Source organism: Myxococcus stipitatus DSM 14675, from assembly GCF_000331735.1.
Taxonomy (GTDB): Bacteria; Myxococcota; Myxococcia; order Myxococcales; family Myxococcaceae; genus Myxococcus; species Myxococcus stipitatus.
The window spans coordinates 4937800-4950967 of sequence record NC_020126.1; the positions used below are offsets into that span (position 1 = coordinate 4937800).

At 70.4% G+C, this 13168-nt stretch carries 11 protein-coding genes; 5 read left to right on the plus strand and 6 right to left on the minus strand.

The annotated features are described in order from the left end of the window. The first annotated feature begins 101 nt into the window (after nt 1-101). The 5 genes from mutL to MYSTI_RS19310 all read left to right on the plus strand — a co-directional run bounded on the left by mutL (nt 102) and on the right by MYSTI_RS19310 (nt 4750). Nucleotides 102-1964 (plus strand): DNA mismatch repair endonuclease MutL, encoded by a 1863-nt coding sequence (gene mutL, locus MYSTI_RS19295; protein WP_015349464.1) that lies wholly within the window; start codon nt 102-104, stop codon nt 1962-1964. Nucleotides 1965-2116: 152 nt separating this feature from the next. Beyond that, on the plus strand, nt 2117-2272 hold the full coding sequence (locus MYSTI_RS44180; protein WP_015349465.1) for a hypothetical protein: 156 nt from the start codon (nt 2117-2119) through the stop codon (nt 2270-2272). A gap of 19 nt (nt 2273-2291) precedes the next feature. Further along, entirely contained in the window at nt 2292-3011 is a 720-nt protein-coding gene (locus MYSTI_RS19300) for an outer membrane beta-barrel protein (RefSeq protein WP_015349466.1), read from the plus strand. Between the two features lie 154 nt (nt 3012-3165). Next, nucleotides 3166-4152, plus strand: coding sequence for a tetratricopeptide repeat protein (locus MYSTI_RS19305; protein ID WP_015349467.1), 987 nt, complete (start codon nt 3166-3168; stop codon nt 4150-4152). A gap of 88 nt (nt 4153-4240) precedes the next feature. Continuing rightward, nucleotides 4241-4750 carry a hypothetical protein gene (locus MYSTI_RS19310; RefSeq protein WP_015349468.1) on the plus strand — a complete coding sequence of 170 codons (510 nt, stop codon included), beginning with the start codon at nt 4241-4243 and terminating at the stop codon, nt 4748-4750. Nucleotides 4751-4763: 13 nt separating this feature from the next. Here MYSTI_RS19310 and MYSTI_RS19315 read toward each other — a convergent pair whose 3' ends face one another. The 6 genes from MYSTI_RS19315 to MYSTI_RS19340 form a co-directional block, all read right to left on the minus strand. Beyond that, a complete protein-coding gene (locus MYSTI_RS19315; protein WP_015349469.1) occupies nt 4764-6380 on the minus strand; it encodes a peptidase associated/transthyretin-like domain-containing protein in 1617 nt (538 codons plus the stop codon). Further along, complete coding sequence (locus MYSTI_RS19320) at nt 6377-6910, minus strand: hypothetical protein (protein ID WP_015349470.1); 534 nt, start codon at nt 6908-6910, stop codon at nt 6377-6379. The genes MYSTI_RS19315 and MYSTI_RS19320 overlap by 4 nt, the downstream gene beginning before the upstream one ends. A gap of 79 nt (nt 6911-6989) precedes the next feature. Continuing rightward, nucleotides 6990-8882 (minus strand): sigma-54-dependent Fis family transcriptional regulator, encoded by a 1893-nt coding sequence (locus MYSTI_RS19325; protein WP_015349471.1) that lies wholly within the window; start codon nt 8880-8882, stop codon nt 6990-6992. A 29-nt stretch (nt 8883-8911) separates the two neighbouring features. Next, nucleotides 8912-9934, minus strand: a complete 1023-nt coding sequence (locus MYSTI_RS19330) for a tetratricopeptide repeat protein (protein ID WP_015349472.1) — start codon at nt 9932-9934, stop codon at nt 8912-8914. After that, nucleotides 9931-11943, minus strand: a complete 2013-nt coding sequence (locus MYSTI_RS19335) for a serine/threonine-protein kinase (RefSeq protein ID WP_015349473.1) — start codon at nt 11941-11943, stop codon at nt 9931-9933. Before MYSTI_RS19335 ends, MYSTI_RS19330 begins: the two co-directional genes overlap by 4 nt. 26 nt (nt 11944-11969) lie before the next feature. Further along, entirely contained in the window at nt 11970-13067 is a 1098-nt protein-coding gene (locus tag MYSTI_RS19340; protein WP_015349474.1) for a 6-phosphofructokinase, read from the minus strand. Nucleotides 13068-13168 lie beyond the last annotated feature (101 nt).

Consider the following 13168-nt stretch of genomic DNA (forward strand, 5'->3'; position numbering starts at 1 on the left):
CGCGGGTTCTCCTGTTAGCCCAGCCGCCCTCGAATGTCAGCCTGCACCGGGCTCCTCTTGCTGGACAACGTCCGCCGGGTGGCGGAGGGTGGACGGCTGCCATGGCACGCATCGCCCGTCTCAGTGACGTCCTCATCAACAAGATTGCCGCCGGTGAGGTGGTGGAGCGGCCCGCTTCCGTCGTGAAGGAGCTGGTGGAGAACTCCATCGACGCGGGTTCGAGCACCATCCGGGTGGACCTGGCCGGTGGGGGCGTGGACCGCATCATCGTGTCGGATGACGGGCATGGCATGGGTCGGCACGACGCCACCACGTGTCTGGAGCGCCACGCCACCAGCAAGCTGCGGGAGCTGGACGACCTGTTCCACATCGACTCCATGGGCTTCCGGGGGGAGGCGGTGCCGGCCATCGCCTCCGTCTCCCGCTTCTCCCTCCACACCGCGGAGGTGGGCGCGGACGTGGGCACCCGCGTGACGCTGGAGGGTGGGGTGGACACCGTCGTGGAGGACGCCCCGCCGCGCGTGGGCACCGTCATCACGGTGGAGGACCTCTTCTTCAACGTGCCCGCGCGCCGCAAGTTCCTGCGCCGGGGCGACACCGAGCTCAAGCACGCCGAAGAGGCCGTCGTGCGTCTGGCGCTGGCCAACCCGGACGTGGCCTTCTTCGCGACCCACGAGGGCAATGAGCTCTTCTCGAGCGCCGCCTGCCCCGAGGACCCTCGCGAGCGCATCGCCGCGGCGCTGGGGCCCGCGGCGCACCCGCACCTGTTCCCGGTGGAGGAGCGGCGGCTGGGCGTCAGCGTCACCGGCTACGCGGCCTCGCCCGAGTTCACCTTCCCCAACGCGCGCGGGCTCTACACGTTCGTCAACCGCCGCTATGTGAGGGACCGGGGCCTCATCGGCACCATCCAGCGCGCGTACCAGGACTTCCTCGCGGCCGGACGCCAGCCCGTGGTGGTGCTCCACATCGACGTGGACCCCATCGCGGTGGACGTCAACGTGCACCCGCAGAAGCTGGAGGTCCGCTTCTCCGACGCGCGCGGCGTCCAGGAGGCCATCAGCGCCGCGCTGAACCGGATGCTGCGCGCGGCCCCGTGGCTGGGCGTGGGCGTGGACCCGAGCGCCTCGGGGGCTCCGCAGCCCATGGATGCCGCCCACTACGCGCTCGCGGTGGAGCGCTTCCTCACCCGCGCGCAGGAGGCCTCCTGGGGCGCGCCGCTGCCCACCACCCTGGATGCCGCGACGCCGACGCCGGTGCCGTTCTCCGGCGCACCCGGTGCCATGGCCGCGATTCCATCCGCGCTGCCCTTCGCGAGCGGCGCGGTGGGCCGGGCCCCCGCGTTCGGCGAGGCCCAGCCCCAGCTCAACGAGGCGCCGCCTCCGGGCTACTTCGCCGCGCTTCGTCCCATGGGCATGCTGGGCGGGCGCTTCCACATCTGCGAGGGGCCAGGGGGCACGCTGGTGGTGCTGGACCCGCATGCCGCGCTGGAGCGCGCGCGCCTGACGACGTACCTGCGCATGCTGGACGACGAGAAGGGCCCCCCCGCTCCGTCCTTGTTCGGCACCACGCTGGAGTTCACGGTCCAGGTGGCGAAGTCCCTGGTCGAGGGGCGCGAGGCGCTGGGGCGCCTGGGCGTCGACGTGGAGCCCTTTGGCGGCACCACGGTGGCGCTGAAGTCGGTGCCCCCGGGGCTGGAAGGGGCGGATGCTCGCTCGTTGCTGGAGGCGCTCGCCCGGGCACTGCCGCCGAAGAGCGCCGCGCTGGATGCCGTCACGCTCGCGGAGGCGGTGCGGGTGATGGCGTGCCATGCCGCGCGCAAGGCCGGGGCGGTGCCGCTCACGGACGCACAGCTCCGCGCACTCCTGGGAGAGCTGGACCGGGCGGACTTCCACCCGCCCTGCAGCCACGGCACTGTGGTGGTCCTGGAGATGCCGCTCCTGGAGCTCGATCGCCGGGCGCGTTGAGGCATGAGGGCCCCGGCCCGGGGCCGCCGGAAAGTTGACCCGTCAGAGGCCACTGCTACGGTGCGCGACACGCCTGTAGCACGGCGCGGACCGGGCACGGCGGTCCGGAACGAGTCCTCTCACGCGGCGACGCATTCGACAGGAGCAGCCCCATGCGCGGTGTCATCACCCTGCGGGACGTGCTGTCCAACCTGGGCGTGGTGCTGCGCGAGTTCGGCGCGCTGTGTGTCGTCCGGTGTCTGGTGGCGTCCCTGCGCCGACAGAAGACGACGTTCCTGGAAATCGCCGTGCGCTCCAAGCACCCCTGACCCTCGCCTCCCGAGTCCGATGCTCCGTCGCCTCCTGCCGCCGCTCGCCCTGTTGCTCGCCACCCCCGCTGTCGCCCAGGACGAGGGCGAAGACATCCCCAACACGATGAACGGCGTCGGCCGCATCACCGTGCAAGGGGGCTGGCGCGTCACGTCCAACGAGACCTTCTACAACAGCTGGTACGGCCGCAAGGAGAACGCGGGGCTGCCTCGCGCGAAGAAGACGGGCGGCGGGCCGTTCGCGGTGGCCTCCTTCGCGTACTCGCTGTCGGACCTGGTGGAGGTGGGCATCGACCTGTTCGGGACGGGCTCGCGCCTGTACCTCACCGAGCCCGGCGCGGAGGAGGGAATCACCACCGAGCGGCGCGTGGACACGCTGGGCTACGGCGCGATGCTGGGCCTGCGCTTCCAGACCGTCCTCTCCGAGGTGGGCCCCTACGGCCTGGTTCCCTTCGGCGGCATCTTCACGGGCCCCGCGCTGGCCAGCTCGCGGCGCGCGGGCGAGGCCATCCAGGAAGACACGATGCAGGCCTGGGCGGGCACGCTGGGCGCGACCTGGCGCCTGTCTCCTCGCTGGGGTCTCACGGCTGAATACCGCATCATGTTCCTGCGGGGCCCCGCGGGGCCGGCGGACAACCGCATCGGCTCGTTCAACCTGGGCGGGAGCTGGCTCGGAATCGGCGTGACGTACACTTTTCCGCCGGAGGCGAACCGCCCGTTGCCAGGAAGTGGCCTGTAGCCCGGGCTGGCAGGCGCCAAACGGGTTGTTTGCTCGTGGAAATGTGGCAAAGCCATCGTGTTGTTCCGGTTCGAAATGAGTCGCCGTTGAACCGGGAGAACTCCTTACGATGCGCGAATCGGCCGAGATCGTTTCCGGGCCCAGGAAGATGTCCATGCCAGAGCAGGCGAAGACCGAGATTGACAAGGAATTGGCGGATCTCCGCCGTGAAGTCGTTGAGGCTCGCAACCTCGTCATCAAGAGTGACAACCTGCTGAAGAACCTCCATGCGGAGGTGAAGGCGGTAGGCAAGCGGCACGAGGACTTCCAGCGGCGCCAGTGGGTGTCCTCCGCGGCGGCCTACGTGCTGTTCGCGGTCATCGTCGTGGGCGCGGCCATCATGGTCACCAGCGCCCGCAGCTCCAGCGCCACCAGCGAGCGGGAGCGGCTGGAGAAGATGGCCGCGGACCTGACGGGGCAGATGGAGAAGCAGCGGGCGGAGTCGTCCGCGCACCAGACGGCCCAGCGCGGCGCGGCCGAGGTCTACAAGATGATGACCTCGCTGCCCGGCGACGAGCGGCTCAAGGGCATCGACGCGCTGATGAAGCTGGACACGTCGCGGCTGAGCTCGCTGGAGCGCCAGGCGCTCAATGACCGCGCCTCGGCGCTGCGTCGGGAGTCGGGTGACGCGGCCTTCGCGCGCGGCAAGATTGCCTACACGCGCAACGAGATGTCGCAGGTCGTCTCGGAGATGGAGCGCTTCCTGGCGATGAACCCGCCGCAGGACCAGGCGCTGGATGCCTCCTTCTACCTGGGCATCGCGTACAACCAGCTGCGCAAGCACGACAAGGCCGTGCCCCTGCTGGCGCGCTTCGTGGAAGGGGATCGCCGCGCCAAGACGCGCGACTACGCCATGCTGCTGCTGGCCCAGTCGTACCAGGAGGTGGGGCAGAACGAGAAGGCGCTGGAGACGGCGCGTGACGCGGCGGGTGCCTACCTCAACAGCCAGTACCAGTCTCAGTTCCGTGGCCGCATCGCCAGCGTGAAGCGGGCGATGAGCGGCGGAACCGACGCCGCGGGCCCGGGTGTGGCGCCCGCCGCTCCGGCGGCTCCGGCCCCGGCGGCTCCCACCCCGCAGGCGGCCAGCCCCGCTGGTCAGTAGTCCCCCTTGTCCCCACCCGGGCTTCCTCCGGGTGGGGATACACGGAGGCGTTGCCTCGCGGGGTCCACAGTCATAAGACCTGGACCCCGTGTCCGCCCCCGACCCCCGGAAAGATCCCCGCTTCCGCCGCTACCGTGGTGCCGCGTATGGGATCTACATCACGCTGACGGCGCTCTTCTCGATTTGGATTCTCTGGAACGTGAGCCGCTCGGTCGCGGCCATGACGCCGGAGAAGCTCCCCCCCGCCGCCCAGGCGCTCAGCTACCGGGACTGTCTGGCCGGCGCGCGCGCCCTCTGGGACGAGCTGGAGGCCGGACGCGAGAAGCTGGTGCGAGTGTCACCCGCCCGCGACACCGACCAGGAATGGATGCGCTTCCGGACGGAGTGGATGCAGCGGCTGCGCGTGCGCGAGTCCGAGTGCGACCTCCAGTCCCGCGAGCGGGCCCCGCTGCGCACCGTGTACGGCCGACTGGAAGTCGTGTTGGACCTCTACACCACGCATGCGGTGCAGTACGCGGACGAGGTCGGCGGCACGGTGGACGCGTTCCACGCGGCCTTCAAGGCCGCCGCCAACAGCCACGCGGCCCAGGCTCCCTGAGGCGGCGAGCCCCTCAGCGAACGGGCAGCAGCGCCGTGTAGCGGCCGAGCGTGTCCGTCACCGACTGGGCCAGCAGCACGGAGGCCGGTCGGCCCTCGACGTTCACCACCCGATAGAAGCGGATGGACGCGAAGGGCATGCCTGGAGGGACACCGGGCTCCCGGCCCCTGAGCGCCACGCGCCCGTGCAGGGTGCGCCCGCGCTGGAGCCCGAAGGCCGGCACCGACTGCTCCGTCGAGTCGTCGCCCGGGAGCATCGAGATGAAGCGGCTCACGCGCGGCAGGTTCTCTCCCGGCACCACATCCAGGCGATAGAGCGCGGGGTCCAGCCGCAGGACGTACTCACCGGAGCCATCGGTGAGGGTCTCCGTGGCGAGGTTGGGCGGCAGCAAGCGGCCCGGGATGGCCTCCACCGGCTCCGCGCTCAAGCGCACGCCCGCGGCGGGGGTGATGCCATCCGGTTGGAAGAGCCGCCCCCGCGCCACGCGCCGGTTCACGCAGACGACGTCGGACAACACCGTGTCGGAGCGCGCTACAACGGCGGGCGCCACGGTGAGCCCCGCGCTCGACGAGGCGGGGGGGATGACCACCAGCTGGAGGGGCCCCTCGTTGGGGCTGGGCAGGGAGCGCAGCTCGAAGCGTCCCTCGGGCCCCGTCTTGGCCACGGGGCTCTGGAAGGAGCCTCCGCCGCTCACGCGTCCTCGCAGGGACACGAGTGCTCCGACCACCGGCTTTCCGTCCAAGGCCACCACGCGGCCGGAGACCCGCACGGGTGTCCCGAAGTCGCCCAGCTCCAGTGGCGCGGGGAGGGGTGCACGCGGGTCCACGGTGAAGGTCTGCTGCGGCAGGAGCGAGCCCTCACCCGCGGCCGATACCCGCACCAGCACCGTGTTCATGTGCGCGGCCTCGGGGGCCAGGGAGAGGGAGAAGTGGCCCGTCGCGCGGCTGACGAGGCGCTGCTGCGAGAGCGGAGCCAGCGTGGCGTCCAGCACCTCCACCCTCAAGTCCTCGTCCAGTGGGGCGCCTCCATGGCGCGTCACCTGGCCCTGCATCGGCACGACGGCGTTCGCGGAGGGGAGCTGCCACTGCATCGCGACGGCCTCTCCTGGCGACACGGTGCCCTGGGTCGTCTGGGGCGGGACACTCGGGTCCTGGGCGAGCAGCGTGACGGCGTACTGGCCGGTGGCCGCCACGGGCATCGTCCACTTCCCGTTGTCGGGCACCACCACGGCCTCGTGGTAGCGCGCGACGCCGGGGATGAGGGCGCTGGTGCCCACGGCGCGCACGAAGAGGGGCTCGGAGTAGGGGCGGGCCGGCGCGGAGGGGGCGGAGCGCAGCGTCGTGCCGCGCAGCGAGGCCTCGTTGAACAGCTCCAGGTTGTGGTCAGCCCGCAGACGTCCCACCGGGAAGTCCTGCGCGTACAGGCCCAGGGCCGGGTTGGGCGTCACCTCCACCACGATGTCCTGGCCCGGGTCTCCGCACCCGTCGACGAAGCACACCTCGTTGTTGGAGCAGTCCGCGTCGGAGCGGCAGACCAGCACGGGCGCTCCGGGCTCTTCTCCGATGAGCGCGCAGCCGGTGCTCCCCGACACCACGAGCGTCAGGAGGAGCCGGGGGAGGGTGCGCCTCATCGGCAGTTCCCGGGGACGGTGTTCACCACCCACGCGTAGCTGACGACGAAGCCAGGGTCGATGATGGTGCCGCCGTCCGGCAGGTTCACCACGCGGGACTCGGGCTGACGCTCGGTGAGCTCCGCGTCGCTCACCAGGGCCTCCACCAGGTGCTGGCCGGGCGTGCTCAGCTCCGCGTTCGCGGAGGCGAGGTTGATGCGCAGCGTGCCCCGGTCCGGCCGGCGCGCCTCACCGTTGTTGGTGAGGGGAATCTCCCGGTACGGGCCCCGCGGGTCCTGCGGGTTGTAGTCGATGAACCAGTGGACCTTGATGCGGTCATCCACGTCCGGGTCCTCGACGGCGACCTCGAACGTGAGCTCGCAGCGGCTGCCGCCGAAGTCGCGGATGATGCGCTCCTGCGGCACCACCAGCGTCTCGATGATGCGCGGCGAGCGGTTCATGAACCGCGGGACGTCATCGAGCAGCGTGTCGTCCTGGGGAAACAAGCAGCCCACCAGCAGCGCGCCCAGGCTGGCCGCGAGCACACACATCGCCCAGCCCTGGCCTGGGCGCGAGTCCCTGACTTCTGGTCGCGGGGTGGAGTCCATCGCCGGTGCGACTGAGGCTGCTCTAGAGCAGCTCCTCGCCCTCCTCGGGGGGCAGCGGCCGTCCGGACTTCTCCGCTTCCAGCTTCTCCAGGTGGCGGAAGATGGTGCGAGGGTCCACGCCCAGGTCCTTGGCCGTCTTGGTCCGGTTGCCGTTGTTCCGCGCGAGCACTTCGTTGATGTAACGCTTCTGGAACTCTTCCTTGGCCTGGAGCAGCGGCATGATGGGCTCCAGGTTCTCCGGCTTGAGGTCCAGGTCGTCCGAGCCCAGGAGCGGCTTGTCGGAGAGGACCACCGCCTTCTTGATGCGGTTCTCCAGCTCGCGGATGTTACCCGGCCACCCGTACTTCTTCATGGACACGGCCGCCGACGGGGTGAACCCCTTGGCGCGCGAGTTGAACTCCTTCGAGTACTTCTGGAGGAAGAACTTGCCCAGCACCACCACGTCCTCGCCGCGCTCGCGCAAGGGGGGCAGCTTCAGCGTCACGACGTTGAGCCGGTAGTAGAGGTCCTCGCGGAACGTGTTCCGCTTCACCTCCTCCTCCAGCACCTTGTTGGTCGCGGCCACGACCCGAATGTCCACCGGTTCGCCGCGGTTGTCGCCCACCTTGTAGACAATCTTCTCCTGGAGCGCGCGCAGCAGCTTCACCTGGAGCTGCAGGGGCATCTCGCCAATCTCGTCCAGGAAGAGGGTGCCGCCGATGGCCGCCTGGAACTTGCCCGCCTTGGTGGCCACCGCGCCGGTGAAGGCGCCCTTCACGTGGCCGAACAGCTCGCTCTCCAGGAGGTTCTCCGGGATGGCGCCGCAGTTGATGGTGATGAAGGGGCCCTTGACGCGGGGCGAGCGGCGGTGGATTTCGCGCGCGATGAGCTCCTTGCCGGTGCCCGTCTCGCCGGTGATGAGCACGGAGATGTCCGTGGGCGCGATCTTGTCGATGCGCTTGTACACGTCGCGCATGCCCTGGCACGCGCCGACGATGTCGCCGTAGCGCTGGTCCTCCAGCTTGCGGCGCAGCTCCGTGTTGTCGAGCTTGAGGTCGTTGACCAGCATCGCGTTGTGCAGGACGAGCGACGCCTGCGCCGCGAAGATGGTGAGCATGTCCGCGCTCTTCGGCTCGAACCGGTTCACCAGCCGGTCATTGCCCACGTAGAGCACGCCGAACAAGTCCCCCTTGTGCATCAGCGGCACGCACATGACCGAGTGCACGCGCAGGTTGACCACCGACTCGCTGGCCTTGAACTCGGGCGTGTCCACCGCGTCCGCGACAATGAGCGGGCGCTGGTCCTTGACGACCTTGGCGATGATGGAGTCGGACAGCTTCTCCACCGCGTCCTCGATGTTCTCGCGGGCCACGTTGCGCGCGACCTTCACGCGCGGGTCGCCGCTCTCCATGAGGATGAGGAAGCCCTTGTCGGCGCGCGTCACCTCGATGGCCTCGTCCATCAGGCTCTCGAGGATGCGCTCCACGTCGTAGAGGGCCAGCAGCCGCTCGCTGAACGCGGTGAGCCGGCGCAGCATGGCCAGCTCGCGGCCGGGGACGCCGGGCAGCTCCGTGGTGTGGGAGTCCGGCGTGTCGGCGTGCGCGGGCCCGTCGCGGTGCGGGGTGAGGGCGGAGGGCGGAGGCGCGCGCGGGGCATCCTCGCGAGCGAACTTCAGCTCGGTGCCCCCCACGCGGACCACGTCCCCGGTGGCGAGCGCGTGGGAGTCGCGCTTCTTGCCGTTGACCTGGAAGAGCGCGCCCAGGCTGCCGACTTCGTAGCGCGTGCCGTCGAAGGTGATGTGCAAGGCGCTGTCGGGGACCTGCGCATCGTCGAGCGAGATGTCGTTGTCCGTGCTCCGACCGATGCTGGTGATGCGCTTGTGCAGGGCGACTTCGCGGACCTTGCCATCAGGACTTCGGACGGTGAGGCTGGCCATAGGGCTTCACGTACCTGGGGAAGAAGGGCTCAGAAGGAAAGGCTGAAGGCGGCACCCAGTCCGCCATCGGTGGGGTACAGCCCCACGGTGGCGGCGGGGCGGGCAATGCGAGTGCGCCGGGGCGCGGTGAGTGAGAGGCCCGCGCGGGGGGAGTCACCCTCGGGGGCCTCGCGCGTCTCGACGCTGGTGCGGACCACTTCGTCCTCGTGGTGGTACAGCGCGTCCACCACGCCCAGCGCGTAGATGGTGTAGAAGCCCGCGGCCGACGCCAGCTTGAGCAGCTGCCAGGTGTCTCGCTGGCGCTCGCGGTTGGTGGGGATGAAGCGCACGGTGATGGACGCCTTGCCATCCTCGTCGAGCACGTTGTCCAGCTCGATGGTGCGCTCCTCGAAGAGCGACTCGTAGGCGAAGTAGGAGATGATGCTCGTCACCGCGAGCGCGCCCTCGGTGGCGGCGAACACGATGCCCAGGCTGTTGCGGCCTTGCTGGAACTGGCCGGCTCCGAAGGGCACGAAGTTGACCAGGAAGTTGCGCTTCTCCACCGTGCGGACGGTGACCTGACCGGCCAGCTCCTCGGCGCGGCGGCGGAGGACCTCCGCTTCCACGCGCTCCCGCTCGCGACGCTCGGCCTCGGCCTTCTCTCGCTCCTGGCGCAGCCGGCGCTCCTGGCGGAGGAACTCCAGCTCGTTGCCCATCTCGCTCTTGATGCCCTCCATGAACGCCACGGCCGGGGGCGGGACGACGAACGGGTCCAGGGAGAAGTCCGGGTCCAACCGGAGCAGGGCGCGCAGGTGGCGCGAGGCCTCCTCGGTGCGGCCCAGGTTGAAGGCCGCGAGCCCCGCCAGCTTGTGCAGCTCCACCAGCTCGTCCTCGCTCAGCCCGCCCCGGTCGATGCGGGCACCGGCGCGGTCCAGGACCTCCGCGTACTTGCCGTAGTCGAAGCTCGCGCGCAGGGCGGCCACTTCGGGGTCTCCCGCGGCGTCCTGCGCGAGCGAGACGGTGGGGTGCCACAGCACGAGCCACAGGGTGATGAGCGCGAGACCTCGGTTCATTCGGGGCGCAAGCTCCCGCTCAGGACTCTGGGCTCCCCGGGGCGCAGCTGCACCGCGTAGCGCTCCGTCTTGAAGCCAGGGTGGGAGATTTCGACCGTCACCGTGTGCTGGAAGCCCGCGGGGCCTCGCGGCGAGCGGATCTCGAACGGGTGCGCCACGGTGTCCCGCGCGGTGCGCACCTGCTCGCCCACGCGCACGGTGGCCTCGGCGGGCTCGTACTGGAACGACAGGGGCGACGGCTTGGGCTGGGCGCCCAGGTGGAAGACGTTCTCCACGTCCGCGCGGACGTCGATGGTCTCCACCACGTCCTCGCAGTACTGGCAGGAGATGGTGATGGTGTGCGGGCCCGGCGGGATGTCCACGTCGTGCTTCTGGAGCGCCTGGGCGCTGGGCGGCCCGTCATCCACGCGGATGGTGCCGAAGGGACGCACGAGGATGGAGACGAAGTTCTTCTTCGACGCGGGCTTCTTCCCGGCGACGCGCTCCTCGCCCGGTCCGCTCGGCGGCGTGCGGCTGTCCTCCACGGCGCGCTCGGCGACGCTGCTCCCGGTGGAGCGCAGGCCCCGAGTCCCCAGTCCCGAGGAGAGGTCGCTCGAGGAGCCTCGCGCGGGCACCACGGACCCCGTGCGAGGCGCACCCGACGTGCTCTCGCGAGGCGCACCGCCGCTGGTCTTGGGGGGCGCCTCGGCCTCCGGCGTCTGGCTCGTGCCGTGAGGGGTCGGATTCGCCGGGGTGCCACGTGGTTCGCCGTTCGCGCCAGCGGGGACGGCCGGGGGCTTCACGCCGGGGGCGGTGTCTCCTCCGAGGGAGGTGGGCTTTTCGTGGGGGAGCGACACCTCGGGCGCGGTGGAGGCGAGGCGTGCCTGGTAGGCCTTGTAGCCGCCGATGCTCACGGCGGTGGCGGTGACCAGTCCCACGACCAGGCGGATGCCGCGCCGTCGCCAGGTCTTGAGGCGCTGGGCGCGCTGGATGCTCTTGAGCAGGCCCAGGGCCCGCGTGTTCTGCGCATCCAGCGCGAGCACCTGATTCAGGCATCCGAGCGCGCGCGGCGTCCGCTTCTCCGCGAGCATCCGCTCACCGCGCTCCAGGAGCGCCGCGACGATGCGCTGCCGGGCCACCTTCCGGTACGAGGTGGGGTCGGCGAAGAACGAGACCAGCTCTTCTCCCACCCGCGCGAAGCCCAGGCCCGCGAGGTAGTCCGCCAGCGCGTCGCGCAGCTTGCCCGCGTCGGGGTAGCGCTGCGTGGGGTCTCTCTGGAGACAGCGCGCGCAGATGTCCGCCAGCTCGTCCGACAGGGCGGGGAGGCGACGGCGAGGGTCCTCGTAGTCCCCGTCGAGGATGCGCTTGAGCGTGGCCGTGGTGTTCGGCGCGGAGAAGGGCAGGCGCCCCGTCATGGCCGCGTAGAACATGATGCCCACGCTGAAGACGTCCGCGGCGGGGCCGGCCTCCAGGCCCTCGATGATCTCCGGGGACATGTGGGCCGGCGAGCCCACGAGCGTGCCCGTCACCGTCATCCGCTCCTCGATGTCGAGCAGCCGGGCGATGCCGAAGTCCATGAGCTTGAGGACCCCGTCCTCGCGCACCATGACGTTCTCCGGCTTGAGGTCGCGGTGGATGACGCCAGCCTCGTGGGCGTGCGCGAGCGCCGCCGCCAGCTCGTGGATGATCATCGCCGCGAGCTCCGGCGGATCCAACGGGCCCTCGTCCAGGACGGTCTTGAGCGTCCGGCCGCGGATGTACTCGGTGACGATGAACGCGTCCTGCGCGTCCGCGGCGGAGAAGTCGAACACCTCCAGGATGTTGGGGTGGTGCAGCTTGGCCACCGCGCGGGCCTCGCGCGCGAGCCTGCGCCGCGACTCATCCTTGCCGGCCAGGTGCGGGTGCAGCACCTTCACCGCGACCTCGCGGTCCAGGGCGGTGTCGAGCCCTTTGTACACGACGCTCATGCCCCCCGAGCCCAGTTGCTCGAGGATGCGGTAACGACCGATATGGCGGCCGACGAGCGTCATGATGCGCGGAAAGTGCGTCCCCCTCCTCAGTCCCCGAAGCTGATGCCCATGCTCTTGGCGAAGCGCACCAGGTCCCCCGACGGGTCCACCCGGCGCTCCTTGCGCGACTCACTCAGTGGTACGGCGACAATCTCCCCCGCGCGCAGGGCCACCATGTGGTCCCACTTCCCGTCGCGCACCAGGTCCAGCACCCCGCAACCATAGCGCGTGGCCAGCACCCGGTCCGCCGCGCTGGGGCTGCCGCCGCGCTGGAGGTGGCCCAGGACATTCACTCGAATCTCCGCCTCGATGTGCTGCGCCAGCAGGTCCGCGCACACCTTGCCGGAGCCGCCCAGCCGCACCACGCCGCGCCCGGGGACATCCTCGGCCCGGTCCAGCACGGCCAGCGTGCCGCCCACGGGGAAGGCGCCCTCGGAGATGGCGATGATGGAGAAGCTGCGGCGGCGCGTGGCGCGAGCGCGCAGCTTCTCGACGATGGACTCCACCCGGTAGGGAATCTCCGGGAGGAGGATGACGTCGGCGCCACCCGCCAGACCGCTCTCCAGCGTGAGGAAGCCCGCGTGCCGGCCCATGATCTCCACCAGCATCACCCGGTCATGGGACTCGGCGGTGGAGTGCAGGCGGTCCAGCGCCTCCGTCACGATGAGGCGCGCGGTGTCGAAGCCGAACGTCTGGTCCGTGCCGCACAAGTCGTTGTCGATGGTCTTCGGACAGCCGACCACCTTGAGGCCCTTCTCGCTGAGCCGGTGGGCGATCGAGAGGGTGCCGTCGCCTCCCACGGCGACGAGGCCGTCGAGCTTCAGCTCCTCGCAGCGCCGCAGCACCGCGTCGGACACGTCGCGCTCCACCCAGCGGGTGCCCTCTCGGAACGCGTAGATGAAGGGGTTGGCCCGGTTGGACGTGCCCAGGATGGTGCCGCCCTTGGGCAGGATGCCGCGCGTGTCCTCCTCGGTGAGAGGACGCGTGAGGTCGGGCTCCACCAGACCCATGTAGCCGTTCTCGATGCCCACGAACTCATGGCCGAACTCGTGCGTGCCTCGCTTGACGAGGCCGCGAATGAGCGCGTTGAGCCCGGGGCAGTCGCCGCCACCGGTGAGGACTCCGAGTCTCAGGGAACGGGGCATAGGGGTCGGACGCGGGTGTCAGAGGGAGGGTGGCCCACCATGACAGCGACGTCGGACCTGATGATAGGAGGCCCTAGCGCCGGGGTGCAACGCGCGAATCG